This is a genomic window from Vibrio sp. VPAP30, from assembly GCF_001188205.1.
GTDB lineage: Bacteria > Pseudomonadota > Gammaproteobacteria > Enterobacterales > Vibrionaceae > Vibrio > Vibrio bivalvicida.
In genome coordinates, this window is sequence record NZ_LBLS01000022.1 from 71191 (window position 1) to 91571 (window position 20381).

General features: G+C 45.3%; 20 protein-coding genes. 3 read left to right on the forward strand and 17 right to left on the reverse strand.

What is annotated here, in order from left to right:
• The 17 genes from ZX61_RS09440 to ZX61_RS09520 form a co-directional block, all read right to left on the reverse strand.
• Positions 1 to 417, reverse strand: coding sequence for a hypothetical protein (locus tag ZX61_RS09440; RefSeq protein WP_049844387.1), 417 nt, complete (start codon positions 415 to 417; stop codon positions 1 to 3).
• Positions 407 to 1132 carry a PilW family protein gene (locus ZX61_RS09445; protein WP_049844388.1) on the reverse strand — a complete coding sequence of 242 codons (726 nt, stop codon included), beginning with the start codon at positions 1130 to 1132 and terminating at the stop codon, positions 407 to 409. The genes ZX61_RS09440 and ZX61_RS09445 overlap by 11 nt, the downstream gene beginning before the upstream one ends.
• Positions 1132 to 1662, reverse strand: coding sequence for a type IV pilus modification PilV family protein (locus tag ZX61_RS09450; protein ID WP_049844389.1), 531 nt, complete (start codon positions 1660 to 1662; stop codon positions 1132 to 1134). The genes ZX61_RS09445 and ZX61_RS09450 overlap by 1 nt, the downstream gene beginning before the upstream one ends.
• A complete protein-coding gene (locus ZX61_RS09455; RefSeq protein WP_049844390.1) occupies positions 1662 to 2135 on the reverse strand; it encodes a type II secretion system protein in 474 nt (157 codons plus the stop codon). The genes ZX61_RS09450 and ZX61_RS09455 overlap by 1 nt, the downstream gene beginning before the upstream one ends.
• 141 nt (positions 2136 to 2276) lie before the next feature.
• Positions 2277 to 2732 carry a prepilin-type N-terminal cleavage/methylation domain-containing protein gene (locus ZX61_RS09460; protein ID WP_049844391.1) on the reverse strand — a complete coding sequence of 152 codons (456 nt, stop codon included), beginning with the start codon at positions 2730 to 2732 and terminating at the stop codon, positions 2277 to 2279.
• Between the two features lie 33 nt (positions 2733 to 2765).
• On the reverse strand, positions 2766 to 3332 hold the full coding sequence (locus ZX61_RS09465) for a prepilin-type N-terminal cleavage/methylation domain-containing protein (protein ID WP_049844392.1): 567 nt from the start codon (positions 3330 to 3332) through the stop codon (positions 2766 to 2768).
• Between the two features lie 78 nt (positions 3333 to 3410).
• Complete coding sequence (locus tag ZX61_RS09470) at positions 3411 to 3800, reverse strand: MSHA biogenesis protein MshF (RefSeq protein ID WP_235431320.1); 390 nt, start codon at positions 3798 to 3800, stop codon at positions 3411 to 3413.
• Positions 3801 to 3873: 73 nt separating this feature from the next.
• Entirely contained in the window at positions 3874 to 5094 is a 1221-nt protein-coding gene (locus ZX61_RS09475) for a type II secretion system F family protein (protein WP_049844394.1), read from the reverse strand.
• Positions 5095 to 5102: 8 nt separating this feature from the next.
• Positions 5103 to 6827, reverse strand: a complete 1725-nt coding sequence (locus ZX61_RS09480; protein ID WP_049844395.1) for a GspE/PulE family protein — start codon at positions 6825 to 6827, stop codon at positions 5103 to 5105.
• Complete coding sequence (locus tag ZX61_RS09485; protein ID WP_049844396.1) at positions 6817 to 7866, reverse strand: tetratricopeptide repeat protein; 1050 nt, start codon at positions 7864 to 7866, stop codon at positions 6817 to 6819. Before ZX61_RS09485 ends, ZX61_RS09480 begins: the two co-directional genes overlap by 11 nt.
• Positions 7867 to 7869: 3 nt before the next feature.
• A complete protein-coding gene (locus ZX61_RS09490) occupies positions 7870 to 8709 on the reverse strand; it encodes an ExeA family protein (RefSeq protein WP_049844397.1) in 840 nt (279 codons plus the stop codon).
• Between the two features lie 5 nt (positions 8710 to 8714).
• Positions 8715 to 10370: a pilus (MSHA type) biogenesis protein MshL gene (mshL, locus tag ZX61_RS09495; protein ID WP_049844398.1), complete on the reverse strand. Its 1656-nt coding sequence runs from the start codon at positions 10368 to 10370 to the stop codon at positions 8715 to 8717.
• Between the two features lie 15 nt (positions 10371 to 10385).
• Positions 10386 to 10709: an MSHA biogenesis protein MshK gene (locus ZX61_RS09500; RefSeq protein WP_049844399.1), complete on the reverse strand. Its 324-nt coding sequence runs from the start codon at positions 10707 to 10709 to the stop codon at positions 10386 to 10388.
• On the reverse strand, positions 10702 to 11352 hold the full coding sequence (locus tag ZX61_RS09505) for a type II secretion system protein GspM (RefSeq protein WP_049844400.1): 651 nt from the start codon (positions 11350 to 11352) through the stop codon (positions 10702 to 10704). Before ZX61_RS09505 ends, ZX61_RS09500 begins: the two co-directional genes overlap by 8 nt.
• Positions 11352 to 12791 carry a hypothetical protein gene (locus ZX61_RS09510; protein ID WP_049844401.1) on the reverse strand — a complete coding sequence of 480 codons (1440 nt, stop codon included), beginning with the start codon at positions 12789 to 12791 and terminating at the stop codon, positions 11352 to 11354. The genes ZX61_RS09505 and ZX61_RS09510 overlap by 1 nt, the downstream gene beginning before the upstream one ends.
• Positions 12792 to 12798: 7 nt before the next feature.
• Positions 12799 to 14808, reverse strand: a complete 2010-nt coding sequence (gene csrD, locus ZX61_RS09515) for an RNase E specificity factor CsrD (RefSeq protein WP_049844402.1) — start codon at positions 14806 to 14808, stop codon at positions 12799 to 12801.
• Between the two features lie 138 nt (positions 14809 to 14946).
• Positions 14947 to 15483: a single-stranded DNA-binding protein gene (locus ZX61_RS09520; protein WP_049844403.1), complete on the reverse strand. Its 537-nt coding sequence runs from the start codon at positions 15481 to 15483 to the stop codon at positions 14947 to 14949.
• A gap of 284 nt (positions 15484 to 15767) precedes the next feature.
• Between ZX61_RS09520 and ZX61_RS09525 the strand changes: the two genes are divergently transcribed.
• The 3 genes from ZX61_RS09525 to uvrA all read left to right on the forward strand — a co-directional run bounded on the left by ZX61_RS09525 (position 15768) and on the right by uvrA (position 20369).
• Complete coding sequence (locus ZX61_RS09525; RefSeq protein ID WP_049844404.1) at positions 15768 to 16418, forward strand: LuxR C-terminal-related transcriptional regulator; 651 nt, start codon at positions 15768 to 15770, stop codon at positions 16416 to 16418.
• A 117-nt stretch (positions 16419 to 16535) separates the two neighbouring features.
• Positions 16536 to 17411 carry a UTP--glucose-1-phosphate uridylyltransferase GalU gene (gene galU / locus ZX61_RS09530; RefSeq protein WP_049844405.1) on the forward strand — a complete coding sequence of 292 codons (876 nt, stop codon included), beginning with the start codon at positions 16536 to 16538 and terminating at the stop codon, positions 17409 to 17411.
• Between the two features lie 135 nt (positions 17412 to 17546).
• Positions 17547 to 20369, forward strand: coding sequence for an excinuclease ABC subunit UvrA (gene uvrA / locus ZX61_RS09535; protein ID WP_049844406.1), 2823 nt, complete (start codon positions 17547 to 17549; stop codon positions 20367 to 20369).
• Positions 20370 to 20381: the final 12 nt, after the last annotated feature.

Here is a 20381-nt window from a genome sequence, read left to right on the forward strand (position 1 = left end):
CTACTCCCTAACCCAAGCTTCTTGATTACGCTGCATTTGAGTAATGCCGCTGCCACAAATCGCCGTCGAACTGATCACGTACATTTGACTTCCGTCCGACAGCTGACCACCACGAGCCTGACAAGTCACTTGAACATCTTGGCAATTCACTGTGGTAGTTAATGTACTGATGCTGGTACCATTAATCGCCGTACATTGGGCTACAACAGGGTTATTGTCGATACCATAAAGCTGTTCAAGTGCCCATTCGTTGCCCGAGTGAGCCAACAATGCCGCTTGTGTGCCAATGACATCTTTCGCATGGCTATCACTGTTCGACCAACTGATTTGACTAAGTGTGGTCGCAAGAAATCCCATAACGACCAACACAAAAATGACCACTATATATAAACTACCTTGCTGCTTATTACGGGACATTTAGCACCTGTATCTCTTGTCGAAAGCTCGTTGATTCATCACCTGCGGCGTTGTTAAAGGTGATGTCAACTTGCACAATGCCATTGTTCTGTACTGTGGCGGGTAAATATTCCAACGTTCCTGTAATACCTGTATCTGAAAGGGGTAACGCATTGGCACCACTGACGCTGCGGCGCAATTGCCCTGTGACTAAGCAATAATTGACCATCCCATTTGGATTATAGATGTAGTGACGATTAGAGACTGAATTTCCTACCAAAGAAACCGCGCCACTTGGAACAGTAAAGGTATTGTTTGCGCCACTTACGTTAGTCAGTGCAACCACATTGTGGCTAGGTGTTGCCTCTGTCGGGTTAATCACCATGTTAAGCGTATTGATATCTGCGACAGTGACCCCGGCTCGCCCGACGACGAAGTTTAAATCAGCACCTGATACTGCATAGAAGCCTGACTCGACAATTGGAAAGAAGGAAATACAACTGCTTGCCTGGGGAATAGCTAAGTCACTATTGAGCATATTGGGTACCGCATGGCGCACTTCACGAGACATTTTCTCTAGAATAAACTTGGCCTGAGTCTGCATGCGCTGACGGTCTACGGTATCGCTATACCCTCTCGCCCCTAACTCGACAAATCCCGCGATACCCAGTACCAAAATTGCCCCAACAATCAAGGTGACGACCATCTCGATTAAGGTAAAACCTTTCACTTTCATCAGTAGTTACCTCGGTAAGCATTAAGCACTATTGGGGTTTGATTAGAAGCAGTGACTGTTAAACGAATCCGTTTCAGTTGGTTGGTTACCGCGTAAGTAACCGCAACATCTACTCGAAAGTTTAGATAAGTAGTCCCCCCAACTAATAAGTTTAAATCGCGGCAGCTATTGGCCCCAAGCGGCTCCCAGCAACCATGGAAATCATCGACATCGTTGTAAGCATCAGGGTTGTTATTGGTTTCACCTGTATCAATGCCAAAACTGCCTATTGCTGTACAGGGGGTAGAACCAGCATCTGTTGATGAGCAGCGCGGTATTCCCCCTTGATTACCACTATTTTGATCAAATTTACGCGCCAAAATCTGCGTCATGACACTTTGCCCAAGTGCAGCGGCGCGCGTTTGATAATGAGGATCTGCACTGCGCGATATTTGCGGAACTAAAAAGCTGGAAATGGTAAGCATGGCAATGCCCATCACAACAATGACAATCACGCTCTCAACCAAAGTAAACCCTCGCGAGTGAGTCATTAGCAGCCCCCTGCTGAGACATAGCCAACCGCATTAATTTGCACTGCTGCGCAGGTACCATCAGTAGAAGTCATCTGGATATTGATAGGCGTAGCGACACCATCAGGGTTGCCAAGCAGATCGAAATTGACCAATGCCCCGACATTCGAAGTAAAAGAAACATCATTGAGCGAGACCCAATCGCTGCGCCCATCGTCACGTGCGGCACAAGCGGCCTGAGAGCCAATGCAGTTGCTGAGCAAACTAAGCGTAAAGTTGGTATTGCCAGTGATTGCGTCCATATCAACATTAGACTGCATGCGATTAACCTGAACTTGGCGAATAACCGAAATAACGCGTTCTTGGGCAGCGTAAGGAGAGAAACCGGAACGACCCGAATAACGGCTGGCAGCGTAGACCGAAACAATCGACACCAATAAAATAACGACGATAAGTTCGACTAATGTAAAACCAGAGACTTTTGACCGAGCCATAACCAGTGACCGTGGGACTTATACTTAAGATGAGTATATACCAGATGGGACAAGAGCTGTTGTTTATTAAGGATTTTTGATAGGTTGCAGGGTTGAATAATCGGTTATAAAAAAGGTCAGCGTGTGCTGACCTTTAAGTAATTAGTTGCTACACCCAGTAGTGACGACACTCGCCGAAGCAGCACTCGTGGTACTTGTACCAGAGGCCTGTGTATATACAACGGCACAAGTAGCATCTGTAGTACCATCAAAACTGTAAGTAATACTTGTGCCTGAACTAGCGACGACATCCCAGTCCGTACCTAATCCAACAACCGCTTCACCTATACCTGCAGCAGTAGCAGTTGGATAACCATATATGGTGTTAATACCTGATACAGCTACTGCACTGCTAGATGTTTCCCTGCCATCAATAGCAGCTTTGCCATAGACGATACCAGCCGCACCATCCATAGCCCCTTTTAGGCCTTGCAGTGAGGCTTGACGGGCGTCATTTTGCAGATTTAAAAATCGTGGTGCCGCAGTGACGGCGAGAATACCGAGAATAACAATCACTACCACTAGTTCGATTAGGGTGAAACCGCCTTGTCTTTTCATAGTAAACATCTCTCTATGTTGTTGTCTGCAGAGCTACTGCAAGGTTACGGTCACGCGACCAGTCTCTATTTCATAAACAAACTGATGTTGGCTGTTGCCTTCTCGCTGAATATAAGTGCAAGTCGACTGAGCATTATCAGCTTGTGCTGAATACTTAATATTTGAATCCGTCTGAACTTGAGCTACCGTCCCCACCTTAGGCGGATTCTGGAGTAGGTTTTGCATTAGCTCAACACAAATAGTGTTAGTGAGCGCGGTAGGAAAATCGGCATCATTGGTGTTTATTGCATACGGATAACCATCACGAAAGTCACCACCCGATTGACTCGAGCTTGTCAGCCAAAACTTGACACCATCATAATTGACTGAATTTCTCACTACAGAATTTACAGTTACTGTAGGTCTTGCTTCCGCTTCCCACTGCGCTCGGGCAGAGAGCACGCCCGTGGCATAGCCACCAGCCACACCTTCTACGCTGGCTTTTTTAGCCTCATCAGTCACATCGAGAAAGCGAGGTAAGGCTGCAACAGCAAGTAGGCCAACCACCACGATAACCACAACTAGCTCAACTAAGGAGAAACCAGATTGTTTGTTTGACATATATTTATCACCTACCGTTATGTACCGTGCATTATACGGAAATTGCACTATTTCGCCATATTCAGAACGTCAATATTACTACTTCGCCAAGAAACCAACCTTGGCTATAAACCTATTATCTATCAAACTTATAGACATCAATCTGTCATCGATATACAGGTAGTCACAGTGATAACCATCAGCTATCGTTTTATTTTCTATCACGATAGGTTTACTACCTAAAATCTCATGCTGTGGGTACAACACATCAAGCCAAAACAAACAATCAACCCGCTGTTGTTCATCCAATGGTTTAACCCACCCCATATTAGTGTAGTTCAGCCTATAACCATCAATCGTTAACGTCGGTTGCTGCCCAGCTAATAACCACTGCTGCTTATAATAACTGGCTCGCTCGACGATTCTTTGACTTGCCAGTAGAAATGCCGATTGATTGGCTTCTTTAACCACATTTTGCCACACCAGCATAAAGCTCATTATTAAGCAGACGACCACCAGAAGCCATATCGCCAGCCGTGATCGCTCGATATAATCGATTAAATTAGCCTTTAATGGCATCGAGCATTCCCCACATTGGCAGGAAGATACCTAGAGCCAATATCAGAACCATACCTGCCACAATAACTAACAAAATAGGCTCGATCCTCGCCGTTAGAGTTTTCAGATCGTAGTCCACCTCACGATCATAAAAATCCGCCACTTCGAGGAGCAACTCATCAATTCGCCCCGTCTCTTCACCGACACTGATCATTTGAATCACCAAAGGGGTAAACACACCACTGTTGATCGCAGTCGCTGAGATGGTTCCTCCTGCCTCAATAGATGATTTCATCTCGCTTAACCTGATCTCTAAAAACTTATTGCCGAGCGCTTCTGCTGAGAGTGCCAAAGACTGATTAAGCGGCACACCAGCTTTAAGCATTAAAGCAAAAGTTCGTGAAAAGCGCGATAACTGGGCACGGTTAATCAGCTCACCAACAACGGGCATTTTGAGGCGAAATTTATCCCACTTTTCTCTACCATTAGCGGTACCTAACCAAGCTCGAAAACCAAACAGTGTCGCAACTATAGCTACGACCATCATCACCCAGTAGTTAACAAAAAACTCTGAAGTAGCGATTAAAATGCGAGTGGGTAAAGGAAGTTCTGCACCAAAACGAGAGAACATACTGGAGAATTGCGGAATAACAAAAACGTTGAGGAAAAACAGCGCGATGACAATAGAGATAATCACAAAAGTTGGGTAACGCATTGCCGTTTTAATTCGCTTGCGCGTTTCCACTTCTTGTTCGTAATAATTAGCAAGCTGCAGTAAAGCTTGGTCAAGTCGACCTGTGTTTTCACCGACATGTATCATAGAAACGAATAGCGGGCTAAACACCTTAGGAAATAGCTGCATTGATGCTGACAAGCTGCGGCCATTGGTCAATTCATGTGTCACGTCCTCAAGTGCCTGTTGCAGTTGTTTATTGGCACTATTCTGACTTAATCCCTTCATTGAACGTAGCAGTGGCACGCCAGCTTTTGTTAAGCTATAAAGCTGACGGCAAAAAATAACTAGCACTTCGAGCGGTATAGCTGGTGTTAACAAGGCTTTAAAATCAAAGTTCCAAGCGCTTTTCCCACTGTGAGCAGAGATGTTAATCGGGATAATCCCCTTATCCATCAATTGCTCAGCGGCGGCGTCTCGGCTTGGTGCTTCTAACTGCCCTGAAGCCGCACTACCATCTAAGTTTCGCCCTTGGTATCGAAAGTTCTGCATCGTTTACCTTAGATATAAATCGATTGTACATGACCAGATGAGTCCCCCTCACCTAAACTCATTACTTCACTTAAACTAACCGTACCTTGCAACGCTAGCTCCATTGCTGACGCAAGCAGGGGTTTATAGTTTGGTGACTGACGTGCAACCTGAGAAAAACCAACCGCGTCATTGGCTCTAAGCATATCCATCATTTCATGTTCAAGTTCAAGCATCTCAAACACGCCGATACGACCCCTATATCCAGTTAGGTTACAGTTTTGGCAACCATGTCCCTTGACAAAACGGGCACTCACTTGATTGGGAAAGCACTGGGCAAGCCATTGTATTCGCGCATCATCAAGCTGATCTTCTGTTTTACAATCTGGGCAGACCCTACGCACTAATCTCTGTGCCACAACCGCACGCACTGCACTGGCAACCAGATAGCCTGGCGCGCCCATATCCATCATACGCAAAGCGCTATCTATCGCATCATTGGTATGTAAAGTACTTAATACTAAGTGGCCCGTCAGAGCGGCTCGCAAACCGATTTCAACCGTTTCTTGGTCACGCATCTCACCGACGAGGATAATATCTGGGTCTTGACGGAGAAAAGTTCTAAGTACAGTAGAGAAGTCGAGATCGATCTTCGGGTTAACCTGCACCTGATTGACTCGCGGCAAACGGTATTCAACCGGGTCTTCGGCAGTGATGATCTTTTTACCCGGTTCATTGAGTTCACTTAATGCGCCGTACAGAGTGGTTGTTTTACCTGAACCGGTTGGGCCTGTGACCAGAATCATGCCGTGAGGACGACGCAACTGACGTCTTAATTTATCAAGCAGATGAGGGGGTATTCCTGATTCTTCTAGGTTACGTACCCCTGTCGATTGATTGAGTAGACGCATGACCACCGACTCACCATATTGCACCGGCATAGTCGACATACGTATATCAACAGATTGGTCTTTTGAGCGGATATTAAAACGCCCATCTTGAGGGAGACGTTTTTCTGAGATATCGAGGTTGGCCATTAGCTTTAAGCGAAGCACCAATGCAGAAGCAATATTGACTTCACTGAGTAGCGTTTCATGTAGAACGCCATCAATTCGCTGACGTAATCGAAGTACATCGGAATCTGGTTCAATGTGGATATCTGATGCACCGACTTGAATTGCATCTTCAAATAGCGAGTTAATAAGCTTAACAACGGTAACTTCTTCGCTATCTTCACCTTCGATACTAAAATCAAATGCTTCTGTAACTTGGTGTTCAGCTTGTAACTGCTCAGCAAACGAGGCGATCTCTTTAGTGCGGCGGTAATAGCGATCAAAGCCTTCAACCAATTGGCTTTCAGGCGCAATAACAAATTCAATGCCATACTGCGCCAACTGACCTAACAACGCTTCCTGGGCAAATAGGTCGGCAGGGTCACTCATAGCCACACGTAAGGTATCCATGTTTCGACCAATCACTAGCGCCCGAAGCCGTCTTGCGTGAACTTCTGAAAGGAGCTGTACCGCTTCGACATCCACGTCCGCACGGCTCAGATCAATTAACGGAATATCCAGTTGCTGAGACAAAAAAGACAGCATTTGGTGCTCAGTAAGTGCACCGAGTTCAATCAGCGCCGCGCCAAGTTTTCTGCCTGTTGTTTTTTGCGCATTGAGTGCCTGCTCTACTTGCTGCTCGGTAATAATACCTTCTTCCACGAGCAAGTCGCCGAGACGTTTTCTTAGCTTAATCTTCACTCGGCTGCTCCTCTAAACTTTCAATCAAGGAAACTCGGTCACGTATAAACTGTTGTGATTGGCTAGATAGACCTAGTTTCGTCAAGGCTTGTGAATAAGATGATTTGGCATCCGCTAACTGGAAGGCGCGCTCTTGTTGAATACCCAATCCCATCCACCAACGACCACTATCAGGTTCACGTTGTACGAGCTGTTGGTAGCTTTGCAGTGCCAGCTCATCGTGTTTCTCTTTCTGAGCTAAAGCGGCTCGCAATGATAAGTACTCAACAGAAACAGAAGCAGGAAGGGCACTCAGCACGGTAAGGGCCACTGCGTTTTGCTGTTCTTTCATAAGCATTTTTGCCAAAGAAAGACGCAAGGTAGAGTCATTTCTGTCTAATGCGATGCCTTTTTGTAAGATTTCCGCTGCTTTTCGTACTTCGCCTTTACCATAATACAGTGCTGCTAAGCGTTTCCTCACCTGCTTGTTGGCTGGTGTAAAGCGTAACGACTCTACATAGTGGTTTAGAGCATCCGATAAGTTATTGCTATCTAGAGCTTTCTTTGCTCTTTCTTGCGCTTTCGCTGAAAGTTGCTCTGAGGTAAGTTCAACTTGCTCAATCACCACTTCCCCTTGATTGGCCACTACCGTTGAACTTGAACGAGGAGTACTTGTTTCAACTTTTGCGGTTAAGACAGGTTTTGGCACTACTTTTTGCTGAGAGGGAGCCAACGATACCGCCTTACTTACAGGATGAGTAGCGACGTTTTCTTCAGTAATGCTTTGATACACAGGCTGATCGACAACCGACAGCTTGGCCGTAGGTGAAGCTATGGCAACTGGGCTAGAGATTGGAGCTACAGACAGGACGATACGCTCAGTTGGGGACTGTTGAGAAAGTGCCCAGCCTCCAACAGCTAAGCTCAAGGTGAAGCTTCCCACAATCCAAGGTAGAACCGCCATTTTTTTTACAGGCTGCACCTCTGCCTTATGGATATTGGCACCCAAATTTGACTTGCTATTTGCGAGCCGCGAAAGCGCATCATTGATCGCACTCATACTTTAACTCCAGCCCCATAACAAAGGGCTTTTAAATTTAGGTTTACGGCTATCGTAAGTATCATGAATCGACTCAAAAAGCTGAGCATTAGTCACTTGTTTAACACGCTGACTACTCGCCAGTAGTAAGGCTTTATGGCAAATCTGATTGATAAGTCGCGGATACCCCTGACTCGCTCGCCAAATGGCCTTTTTATGCCCTAGAAGAAAAACACTCTCGCTCCCCCCCGATTTCTTCAAACGGTTATCTATATAAGCAACGCACTCGTCCAAAGTTAATCCACGCAATTTGGCATTGAAGGTAATCCGTTGACGAAGTTGCCTCAGTTGATGATTCGCTAGGCGCTCATCTAATTCTGGCTGACCAAACAAAACGATTTGCAGTAGCTTTTCTTGTTCGGTTTCAAGATTGCCGAATAGTCTAAGTACTTCTAACGCATCATCACCTAACGCCTGAGCCTCATCAACAAGAACCACCACCTGCTTATCTTGCTTCTTCAACTCAATCAGTCGCTTTTGTATTTCATCAACAATCGTGGATTCATTGCCGCCTTCCAACCCAAGCTCACTCGCCACCGCCAAGCGCAATTGGCTTCCATCTAAGGCCGGATTAGGTACGAAGACCAGTTGAACATTCGGTTTAAAATGTTTGACCAGCATTCGGCAAATCATGGTTTTTCCGGTACCGACTTCACCTGTCACTTTGATTACCCCCTCACCCATTTCCAGCGCTGAATTGACCATCTGAATGGCCTCATAATGGGGCGCTAACCCCAGAAACATCTCAGTATCTGGAGTGAGATGGAAGGGCAAACTGTCGAAACCAAAGTGCTCAAGGTACATAGTGATTATTGCTCGTCAGGAAACCACTCTTGTAGCATATCTCGTGAACGTTCTAGCTCTTTCTGCCAAGTATTTACCCCTACTACAGAAGGTTTAAGTAATATAACCAACTCTGTTTTTTGAGTTAATTTTGTCGTGTTGCGGAATAGATGACCTAAAGCTGGGACATCGCCTAAAAATGGTACTTTAGACACTTGATCAAAGGTATTCGATTTCATCAAGCCACCGATCACCACTACATCCCCATCTTGCGCTCTGATCACAGAGTCTGACTCACGGATCGAGCTGGTTGCCAAAGGTAATGTCAAGCTGTTGTTGTTTCCGTAATCGATCGTTTTACGCTCTTCTTTGACATCTAAGACTGCCGGGTGGACATGTAATAACACATTACCTTGGTCATCAATTTGCGGTGTTACATCCAGTGAGATACCGGAAAAGAAAGGGGTCAGCTCGACATCGGTCGTAGTATTATCGTTATTGGTGTTACTACTGGTACTGGTATTCGAGGAAAAATCCGTCACATAGTAGCTATCTGTGCCGACTTTAATCACTGCCTTTTGGTTATTTGAGGCAGTAACACGTGGACTAGATAGTACGTTCAAGTCACCTTGTGTTGCCATAAAGCTCAGTACCGCTTCAAAACTGCCGCTCGAAATCACCAAGTTTGACTGACCACCTAGCAAAGTACCAATCGCATCCATACCCGGCAAGGTCGCTGGTACGATAGCGCCTGCGGCATTCTTAACGATCGAACCCTGACCTAAGGTATAGTTTGTGCCATTAGAACTAAAGGCTTTTGACCAGTTTATCCCTTGCTGATAACCATCACTAAGTGTCACCTCTAGTATTTTTGCTTCCAAGATGACTTGGCGATGCATTCGCTGCTGAGACACGCCTAGGAAATTACGTACTTCTCTAATTTGATCTGGAAACGCCCTGACTGTAATAACGCTTGCTTGTGGCGTCACAACAACACTTTGACCACTACCAGACCCAATCAACTGTGCCACTGCTGTTTCTAACTGTGGCCAGAAATCACTTTCGCTGGTCGTCTCTATCTCAGTACCACCCTTAACACTATTGCTACTATTCGAGTTGGAAGACGAATTCGATGAATCAGAGCTAGACGAATCATTGCCAGTATTCGTGATCGTCCCGGTTGAAATTGAGGTCAGAGAACGACCAGCACGCTTAAACTGCAAATAATCGACAGGAATGGTGACAGTACGTAAGCCTGCCGGATATATCTGGATGACATTACCCACTTTATCAATATCATAACCATACATATCTTGGACGACAGTAAGCACCTCATCCAATGACACATCATTTAAGTTAACAGTGATATTACCCGTCACTTTCGGATGTATAGCCGCACTGTACTGAGTCCCCTTGACCAAACTGGCGAAGAAAGCCTTCGCATCAACACCATTGGCTTTAATTCTGAAACGCTTGATGGTCTTTGCTACTATCGCATCATCAGTGCTGAATTCTGGCATTAGATCAGCTTCAACCGAAGGAGGGAGCGTCTCTAGGGTACGACTATTGCTCTCGTTAATGGCTTGATTAATCGCACCTTTAGCCTCTACGGGATCTCTATGCCCCATAGCACAACCGGCTAATAAGCTTGTAATAGTGATTGCTATCGCGAATTTACGCATACGTTTCCACTGACCTTACTGTTTCACTTCTAGAGAAAAAAGTTTTAATTCCCACTGCTTACCATCTCTGACTAGGGTCACAATTTCTGGTTTGATTTGACTCACTCGGTAGTCACTAATCTGCTCTCCTACTAGTACAACCTCGCCATTGATAATCGCACTACATCCACCTTTATCTTCGCAAACAATGCTTTGCAACTTGGGGACGGATTTTCGCTTAACCGTTGTAGCCTTACTGTGCTGTGGATTCTGCCAGCCTAATGGCGCTGTTGGATCTTGTGATGCAAAAGCATTGAAGGAATAGCCAGCGACAAGCAGTAAAAAGCAAATTCTAGCCACCGATAAACTCCTGTCTTGTTCCTAGGGTATAAACCTCAAGCACCAAACGCGCAGTTGGGTACTCTTCGACGGAGTAGTGAAAACTGCGCCAATAGTATTTCGCAGACAGCGTTTCCAATGCTTCTAAATAGTCAACAATGGCAAAGTATTTGCCAGTCAACTCGAGTCTCACTGGATGAATGTAATAGCTCGCTAAATTGGCCTTGTTCTCATTGCCAATTATCGGCTGTGCGGTTTGCGACTCTAAAGAAACCAAATGTAAGCCTTTTGAGTCGGCTAACACTTGCTCTAGCAACTGCGCCATCTGGCTAGGTGTAATCAAGCTATCTACCATTATCGCCAATTGGCTAGAAAGATCCTGACTTTCTGCCATCAGTTGTTTGTACTCTTGATTCAGCTCCTGATCCGGATCTTTACGCAGTTTTGCGGTCATCAACAAAATATCCGCTTCTAGACGCTGAACATCGAGTTTAGTCGTCGCAATACGCTGTGAGGTGACTTGGTTTTGCTCAAAAGCAGGTTCAATGAGTAACGTAAGTAAACCAAGAATAATGACCACGAAACCGCATAAAGTGATCAGCGACTTCTCTCTCGAACTCAGTTGAGCAAACTTTTCACCCCACTGCTGCCAGGACTGCTGCATTATTTGTCCTCCTGCTGAGTCTTAAGCTCAAAGGTAATAACATTCTGCTCATTACGACCAATTTTCAGCTTTTCAAATGTTCGCCCGACGAGATTAAGCTCAGTTTTGAACTGATTTACCCAGTTAGGTATTGCTTGTGCTTCTCGCGCTAAACCTTGTAAGTCTAGCGTGGTTGCACTGAGGGTGATCGAGCTTAAAGAAATATCATTGCGACCAAGCTTAGCAAGGGCACGCATCACTCCAGAGTAACCAAGCTGCAACTGTTCATCGAACTCACCGACCGCTTGCAAAGCATTACGCTTAGCCTCTATCTCTACCTTAAGTCTAGCGACTGCCGCCACTTTTGCAGCAGTCGGCTTATGTTGCGCCAATCGCTGAGTTAAGCTCTCAGCTTGCTGTTTAAACTCTGTTTGTTGCGATTGATACGTTTTCAGCTCTTTATCCATTTGGCTATATTGGAATTTTAACCCAGCAAACATTAAGCCAAGCACAAGGGATGTCACTAGCCAAGCTGACGCTACATTTTGTAACGTGAAATACTCTTTCTTCGGTTTTAGATCTTCTGGAAACAGGTTGATTTCAGCGTGTTCTAGCTTGTTAGCACTCTCAGCAAGTAGCGAACCTGATTCCAAAGCTGGCTCGGAAAGAGCGCTAACTTTGACACTCAAGCTCTCACCCAAATCACGAATCAAATCTTGTTGCTGCTCCTCATCACAGCAGACTTGCAGTTGGTGCAGCGAGGCTCCACGCAATTGTGATGTTAAATAGTCAATTGAACGTTGTAGTTCCAGCGCTAGACTATCAAGCTGGAGGGCACTGCTTGCTACGCCTGTTAGTGGTGCGACGACACCGCGAATCGTCCTTTGAAAAGCGCATTGAGCGTCGACAAAAGCGCTAATGCGGAATTGCCCTTGCTTGCTTCTTTGCAATAGCAAAAAGCTTGTCATATCGCTGGCAGAGTGACCCCAAATTTCGTCCTCAACCAATACACCAGCTAACTCAATATTAAGTGCTTTGAGAGACTGGTAAAGGTCTACCACCATTGAACGCTGAACGACATATACTTGCAGTTTATTGTTGATCGAAAGTGAAGAAGAGTCTGCGACGATTTCAGTGATCTTTTCGCTGATCAGGTCTTTGACTAGGAATGGTAATGCAATCTTCAGCTCTTCTTGCGGAACGTTTGGCTTATCAATTTGAAAAGTCTGATAAATATTAGCGGCCAGAACAACCTTAAGAGCAATATCTGAAACCTTAGCATCATGCAAAGCTGCCATTAAAGCTTCTTGCCAAGTCACCCCATTGATTGATAGTTGACTGGGTAAATTCAGCTCTGACGGAGCAGAGAAATAAAGCGCACTCGGCTGAACCACAACATATACATTGGTCGCAGCCTTCTTGTTGTTTTTAAACTTTCCGATCAAGGATTGAATGTTCATCTCTATTTTACGCTTTGCGCCAACGATTTCGGCGTCCTATTTGAACTTTGCTCTGAGTGACTCGCGGAGTCGCACACTCATTCGGCTGCGGTAGTATTTGCTGCTCCGCTGCTAAATACCGTCCTTGAATTCCGTGAACACCAAGCTCTAACATGGTTCGATATTCTTGTTTGTTATCGACACCTACCGCAATAACCTGAGTTTTGAGTCCAGCACATGCCCCGAGTAGACTGCGAACAAACAATTGATTCTCATGGCGTTGATCGATTCTTTTTATTAAGCTGCGATGCAGTTTCAAACAGCTCACTGGGAACTCTTTAAGATAGTGGGTGCTTACTATTGACCGCCCAGCTTGCCCGACAACTACGCTGCATCCTAACCCGGTAATCATTTTAGCGACTGGACGTATGTAATCTAAATGCTTAACCAAGCGAGCCTCGGCAAACTCAAACGAGAGCCTAGCTCGTTGTTCCGAAGTGAGCTGTAACAGCTCATCACGAAACCATTTAAAGAAACTCCGTTCTGCAAAAGGTACCACATGCAGATTAATAGAGTAACTATTCGAATCATTTGAATGTCTTAGGTGGCGAATTATTGTCTTCACCACAGCTTTATCTAGCATTGCCTCGTAACCTACTGACTCAACAGCAGAGTTAAAACGTGACGCTTTTATCACCCCTTTTTCTGGATCATTGATACGAGCGAACAATTCGAAATGATCCACTACTGGTTCATTTTGCTTATCCAATAAGTAGCAGGGCTGAGAAAAAATATAGAGCTGATCTGGTTGTAGAGCGACATCGAGCAAAGTACGCCAGCGAACGCTACCACGCTCTTCATCTTGGTTGACGAGCTTCTTAAAACGGCTCCACGTGTTGATTCGTTGCAACTGAGCACTTTTTAGCGCCGTTTCCGCTTCATCAAGAATGCGACCTTGGCTCTCACCTTCGCGATACATACTGACTCCGATATGCACCCAGTTATCGCTTTCTAGAGGCGAAGGAGGGTTCAACTTTGCTAACTGCTTAAGACAGTGTGCAGCAACATTAGAGACTTCTTTGCTCGAAAGATTAGGGGCGAATATCGCAAAGTCAGAATTGTAATAGCGAGACAAGATAACATCAGGATAACGCTGTATGACGTTGTTTAACCCTTCACCAACACTGATAAGAAAATCATTGGCCTCTTGTTTTGCATGTTCCTCTTCAATTTGCTCCCAATCATCAACCCTCAAGATTAATACGCCCCCATGAGAACCATGCTCAGACAAAGCAGCTTCTAGTTTACTATCAAACAATACTCGGTTTGCGGTACCTGTTAACTGATCAAGAAAGGTCTGACTGCGAATAAAGGTATCAAAGCGACTGCGCTCCTGGCGAGCATCTTGCAATTCCTCAATCAATCTATCTAATGCTTGGCTAGCGGTGAAAGGCCACTCTTTTTCATCACCAACTGAATGCTCTTCTACACGACCCGCAAGAATCATCCGTCCTCGCTCCTCGAGCAGTTCCGAACCGTGTAGCTGCTCTTTCAGCCATTTAAGCCCCTGAACCAAACAAAAGACAATAAAAGCTACGGCAAACGTTATCGACCACAATGCTTGAATAGAGTAGCCATAACCAATGTAAGGAGGAATAGCTTTAAAACGAATACGGTAGCCTTGGTTTCTCTCTAAGGTGTACTCGATATCGTAAAGCAGTGCGGTATTCACTTTAGAGGAGGTATCTTTGAAGCGGTAGATCACCCCGTACTCAGACAGCAGCTCCATCTCAACAATATTCGAAGCTTGAAGCATTTTTGGCATCCACCTCTGCAGCGAGTAGGCCGCATCTGGGTCTTCCATTTCTTTATCAAGGACTTCAACAATGCCTTTGAGAGACTGATCTAAGTATTCTTGGCCAAGACGTTTAAAGGATAAGGTGCCACCTAAGAAAAGGATAAACATAGCACTGATAACAATCATGGTCACAAAAGCAACCAAGCGAGTACTGAGCTTTAAGGTAGGGGTATACCTCATGAATTAAGACATCCTTTCTATATGTGCCAGCTAAAATCAACGCTAAGTGAAGAAACAAGCACTTCCACCAATACTATTCCTACTATTTACTATATAAAAAAGCCGCGACTTGCGCGGCTTTTTTTCAATAACAAACACTTAGAATGGGATGTCGTCATCAAAATCCATTGGCGGCTCATTATACTGCGGTTGAGCTTGCTGAGGCTGAGACTGTGGTTGTTGAGCTGGTTGCTGCTGCATTGCTGGCTGCTGAGGCTGTCCCCAACCACCTTGCTGAGGTTGCTGTTGCCCCATACCACCCTGTGCTGGAGCGCCACCTTGAGCACGACCACCAAGCATCTGCATAACACCATTAAAGCCCTGAACAACGACTTCTGTTGTGTAACGGTCTTGACCACTTTGATCTTGCCATTTACGTGTTTGAAGTTGGCCTTCAACGTATACCTGCGAGCCTTTGCGTAGATACTCACCTGCAACTTCTGCTAGCTTGCCGAATAGCGCGACACGGTGCCATTCCGTTTTTTCACGTTGTTCACCAGTTGCTTTATCACGCCACGATTCAGACGTCGCGATAGTAATATTGGCTACAGCACCGCCACTTGGCATGTAACGTACTTCCGGGTCAGAGCCCAGATTACCGACTAAAATAACTTTGTTAACTCCACGGCTAGCCATGTTTCGCTCCGTCTAACTTTGGTATTGATTAAGAAATAGCGCAATAGGATAACACGCTTTACGCTAGGTACAAATGTCTGTCACTACAATGTCGACAAACATTATCTACACATAACTCCCGCGACACAGTTTTAGAGAAATTTCAAACTTTATCGAGATTGAGAAATTAGTTAATTACCGAATACTATGAAATAAAACGCAAAGCCCACACCCTAATTCGCACTTATCTGTGGGTTAAGTCACTCTGGATTAAAACAATAATCAACGTCAGCAATGAGGGACTCATGGCTAAAAACATCTATGCGCGAACCATTTATTTTCTAACCGACACCGATAAACCCAACGCCACTATTCAACGATTAGAGCAGCAAATGGATACCTCCATTCCGACCATGGCACCAAGTGACCTCTTACTTGCTCTACAACAGTATAAACATCGTATCCTAATCATTGACTATCAAGAATACAGTCAGCTTAAAAATATCATTAGCGACCTGCCACTGGCCGACAAATCATTCGAAACCATTATATTCAACGTTTGCCACCGCTTAACCACAGACGAACTGTTAGCATTTGGTCACTTAAAAGGGGTGTTCTATCAAAACTCAGAGATTGAAAAGCTCGTCAAAGGTTATGAGGGCATTATCAATGGTGATACTTGGTTGCCAAGAAAGGTAACAGCGCAACTGCTATTCCACTATCGCAACGTGGTTGATACGCATACCACTCCCGCTACTGTTGACCTCACTACCCGTGAATTACAAATCTTGCGCTGTTTAATGTCAGGCGCTTCCAACATCCAAATTGCCGATGATATGTTTATCAGTGAGTTCACAGTAAAATCCCACCTACAAAAAATTTTTAAAAAGCTGAGCGTTAAAAACCGAGTTCAGGCAGCCGCCTGGGCAAAGCAACATATGCGGCCTTTGTCTTAATTGTAAAAACAACCTGGTTTTCTTTAGCATTGTTGGCGTTCATTCATGAACAATTCATAGCCCTTGTGCTATTGTTGCGCCAGTTTAAGAATAAGTATTTATAGAAAGGGTTGAACCATGATAAAGAAATGCCTGTTTCCAGCAGCGGGGTACGGTACACGATTTTTACCTGCCACCAAATCAATGCCAAAAGAGATGATGCCAGTGGTCAATAAGCCGCTGATCGAATATGGCGTTGAGGAAGCAATCCAAGCGGGCATGAATGGGATGTGTATCGTCACTGGTCGCGGTAAGCACTCGATCATGGATCACTTTGATAAAAACTACGAATTGGAACATCAAATTAGCGGTACTAACAAAGAAGAACTGCTGGTTGATATTCGCGACATAATTGAAAGTGCGAATTTCACTTATATTCGCCAACGTGAAATGAAAGGCTTAGGGCATGCAATTCTTACTGGCAAAGAGCTGATCGGCGATGAGCCTTTTGCGGTCGTGTTAGCCGATGACTTGTGTGTTAACGAGCAAGAAGGTGTGTTAGCGCAGATGGTCGCACTGTTCAAACAGTTCCGCTGCTCGATTGTTGCAGTCCAAGAAGTACCAGCAGATGAAACCCATAAATACGGTGTTATCTCGGGTGAAATGATCAAAGACGATATCTTCCGCGTCGATGATATGGTGGAGAAACCAGAACCTGGAACAGCGCCAAGCAACTTAGCTATTATTGGCCGCTATATTCTTACTCCAGATATCTTTGAATTGATTGAAAACACCGAGCCTGGCAAAGGCGGTGAGATCCAAATCACGGATGCACTACTCAAGCAAGCCAAAGCAGGCTGTGTCTTAGCATACAAATTCAAAGGTCAGCGTTTTGACTGTGGTAGTGTCGAAGGTTATATCGAAGCCACTAACTACTGTTTTGAAAATCTCTATTTAAAAGACGCGCACAAGTCGGAGTTAGGTAAACAAAAGACAACCAAAGAAAACGTCTAACTCCAAACCGCACCTATCGACCAAAAAGGCAGCTCTACACAGCTGCCTTTTACTGTTTTTTTATCCAGTATTTCTTTGCACATTTCTCACACTATGTAATACTTAGCCAACTTATTTTTGCCTAGAGTGTTGAGAATGGATCAGATAGAAGTCCGTGGTGCCCGCACCCATAACCTGAAAAATATTAACTTAACCATACCTCGCGATAAATTAATCGTCATTACAGGTCTATCTGGTTCAGGTAAGTCCTCTCTCGCTTTTGACACCTTGTACGCTGAAGGGCAGCGTCGTTATGTCGAGTCCTTGTCAGCTTATGCTCGTCAGTTCTTGTCATTGATGGAGAAGCCAGACGTAGACCATATTGAAGGTTTATCCCCAGCGATCTCGATTGAACAGAAGTCCACCTCTCACAACCCTCGTTCCACCGTGGGTACTATTACTGAGGTCTATGACTATCTAAGATTATTGTATGCCCGAGTTGGTGAGCCTCGCTGTCCGGAACATAAAGCACCATTGGCCGCTCAGACAGTTTCGCAAATGGTCGATAAGGTCCTTGAGTTACCTGAAGGCTCGAAGATGATGCTGCTCGCACCTATCGTTAAAGAGCGTAAAGGTGAGCACGTTAAAACGCTCGAAAACCTCGCGGCGCAGGGATTTATCCGCGCCAGAATTGATGGTGAAACTTGCGATCTCTCAGATCCACCACCGCTAGAACTGCATAAGAAACACACCATCGAAGTCGTGGTTGATCGCTTTAAGGTGCGTGGTGATCTACAACAGCGTCTTGCTGAATCGTTTGAAACGGCACTAGAACTCTCTGGCGGCATAGCAGTGATTGCTCCTATGGATGGCAACGGAGAAGAGATCGTCTTCTCCGCCAACTTCGCCTGTCCACATTGTGGTTATAGCATGCAAGAGTTAGAACCGCGCCTATTCTCTTTCAATAACCCAGCAGGCGCTTGTCACACCTGTGACGGTCTTGGTGTACAGCAATATTTCGACCCTGCACGTGTGATCGTAGATGACTCGCTTAGCTTAGCGGAAGGCGCAATTCGTGGTTGGGATCAAAAGAACTACTACTACTTCCAAATGCTATCATCTCTGGCTGAGCACTATGAGTTCGATCTTCAAGTCCCATTTAAATCTTTACCAACGAAAACTCGCGATATCATCCTTACTGGATCGGGGCGTACTGAAGTCGAGTTTAAGTACATTAATGATCGCGGTGATATTCGAGTTAAACGCCACCCATTTGAAGGCATTTTGAATACCCTTGAACGTCGCTATCGAGATACCGAATCAAATGCTGTGCGTGAAGATCTGGCTAAATATATCTCGACCAAGACCTGCTCAAGCTGTGATGGTAGTCGTCTACGTTTAGAAGCACGTAACGTCTTTATCGGTGATACCACACTACCTGAGATTGTCGAACTGAGCATTGCCGATGCGTTAGGTTTCTTTGCGTGCTTACAACTCGAAGGACAACGTGCTCAGATAGCTGAAAAAGTAATGAAAGAGATCAACGATCGACTGCAGTTCCTCGTCAATGTTGGTTTGAATTACCTTAATTTGTCTCGCAGTGCAGAAACCTTATCAGGTGGTGAAGCGCAACGAATTCGCCTAGCCAGTCAAATTGGTGCTGGTCTAGTTGGTGTGATGTATGTGCTCGACGAACCTTCAATTGGCCTTCATCAGCGTGATAACGAACGTCTACTAAAAACTCTGACTCACTTACGCGATCTCGGCAATACTGTCTTGGTGGTTGAACATGATGAAGATGCGATCCGTATTGCTGATCACGTGATTGATATTGGCCCCGGTGCTGGTGTACATGGCGGTAACGTAGTTGCCGAAGGCACAATGAGTGACATCCTTGCTAACCCTAATTCTTTGACCGGCCAATACCTCAGCGGTAAAAAACAGATCGCAGTGCCAAGTCACCGCACACCTAAAAATAAAAAGAAAGTCGTCGAACTGATTGGCGCATCAGGTAATAACTTAAAAGATGTCACTCTAGAAATTCCCGTCGGTCTGTTTAGCTGTATCACCGGAGTATCGGGATCAGGTAAATCCACTCTGGTCAACGATACATTCTTTAAAATTGCTCATACCCAGTTAAATGGTGCGACGACGGCCATGCCGGCTCCATACAAGAAAATTAAAGGGCTAGAGCATTTTGACAAAGTGATCGACATCGACCAAAGCCCAATTGGTCGTACCCCGCGTTCAAACCCAGCCACATACACAGGCATATTCACACCGATTCGTGAATTGTTTGCCGGCACTCAAGAGTCACGCTCACGTGGATATAAGCCTGGACGCTTTAGTTTCAATGTTCGGGGCGGTCGATGTGAGGCTTGCCAGGGGGATGGCGTGATCAAAGTAGAAATGCACTTCCTGCCAGACGTTTATGTTCCTTGTGATGTGTGTAAAGGTAAGCGCTACAACCGCGAAACCCTAGAAGTGCACTACAAAGGCAAAACAATTGATGAAGTGCTAGAGATGACAGTCGAGGATGCACGCGGATTTTTCGATCCTGTCCCAGTGATAGCCCGTAAGCTACAAACCTTGATGGATGTCGGTCTGTCCTATATTCGTTTGGGTCAGGCTGCAACGACCTTATCTGGTGGTGAGGCGCAGCGTGTTAAACTCGCTCGTGAGCTATCTAAGCGTGATACAGGTAAAACCTTATACATATTGGATGAACCGACCACAGGATTGCACTTCCACGATATTCAACAATTACTAACCGTTTTGCATCGCCTACGTGATCATGGCAATACTGTAGTGGTGATAGAGCATAACCTTGATGTCATCAAAACTGCAGACTGGATTGTCGATTTGGGCCCTGAAGGTGGTCAAGGTGGTGGAGAGATCGTTGCTCAAGGTACACCTGAAGATGTGTCACTCATCGAAGGCTCTCATACTGCCCGATTCCTCAAGCCTATGTTAAAATAGCAATTAATAGTA

Excerpts from the sequence above, each read along its gene's own strand:
- ZX61_RS09440 (WP_049844387.1), bottom strand. The coding sequence starts at position 417 with ATGTCCCGTAATAAGCAGCAAGGTAGTTTATATATAGTGGTCATTTTT.
- ZX61_RS09445 (WP_049844388.1), bottom strand. The coding sequence starts at position 1,132 with ATGAAAGTGAAAGGTTTTACCTTAATCGAGATGGTCGTCACCTTGATT.
- ZX61_RS09450 (WP_049844389.1), bottom strand. The coding sequence starts at position 1,662 with ATGACTCACTCGCGAGGGTTTACTTTGGTTGAGAGCGTGATTGTCATT.
- ZX61_RS09455 (WP_049844390.1), bottom strand. The coding sequence starts at position 2,135 with ATGGCTCGGTCAAAAGTCTCTGGTTTTACATTAGTCGAACTTATCGTC.
- ZX61_RS09460 (WP_049844391.1), bottom strand. The coding sequence starts at position 2,732 with ATGAAAAGACAAGGCGGTTTCACCCTAATCGAACTAGTGGTAGTGATT.
- ZX61_RS09465 (WP_049844392.1), bottom strand. The coding sequence starts at position 3,332 with ATGTCAAACAAACAATCTGGTTTCTCCTTAGTTGAGCTAGTTGTGGTT.
- ZX61_RS09470 (WP_235431320.1), bottom strand. The coding sequence starts at position 3,800 with ATGCTGGTGTGGCAAAATGTGGTTAAAGAAGCCAATCAATCGGCATTT.
- ZX61_RS09475 (WP_049844394.1), bottom strand. The coding sequence starts at position 5,094 with ATGCAGAACTTTCGATACCAAGGGCGAAACTTAGATGGTAGTGCGGCT.
- ZX61_RS09485 (WP_049844396.1), bottom strand. The coding sequence starts at position 7,866 with ATGAGTGCGATCAATGATGCGCTTTCGCGGCTCGCAAATAGCAAGTCA.
- ZX61_RS09490 (WP_049844397.1), bottom strand. The coding sequence starts at position 8,709 with ATGTACCTTGAGCACTTTGGTTTCGACAGTTTGCCCTTCCATCTCACT.
- mshL (WP_049844398.1), bottom strand. The coding sequence starts at position 10,370 with ATGCGTAAATTCGCGATAGCAATCACTATTACAAGCTTATTAGCCGGT.
- ZX61_RS09505 (WP_049844400.1), bottom strand. The coding sequence starts at position 11,352 with ATGCAGCAGTCCTGGCAGCAGTGGGGTGAAAAGTTTGCTCAACTGAGT.
- ZX61_RS09510 (WP_049844401.1), bottom strand. The coding sequence starts at position 12,791 with ATGAACATTCAATCCTTGATCGGAAAGTTTAAAAACAACAAGAAGGCT.
- csrD (WP_049844402.1), bottom strand. The coding sequence starts at position 14,808 with ATGAGGTATACCCCTACCTTAAAGCTCAGTACTCGCTTGGTTGCTTTT.
- ZX61_RS09520 (WP_049844403.1), bottom strand. The coding sequence starts at position 15,483 with ATGGCTAGCCGTGGAGTTAACAAAGTTATTTTAGTCGGTAATCTGGGC.
- ZX61_RS09525 (WP_049844404.1), top strand. The coding sequence starts at position 15,768 with ATGGCTAAAAACATCTATGCGCGAACCATTTATTTTCTAACCGACACC.
- galU (WP_049844405.1), top strand. The coding sequence starts at position 16,536 with ATGATAAAGAAATGCCTGTTTCCAGCAGCGGGGTACGGTACACGATTT.
- uvrA (WP_049844406.1), top strand. The coding sequence starts at position 17,547 with ATGGATCAGATAGAAGTCCGTGGTGCCCGCACCCATAACCTGAAAAAT.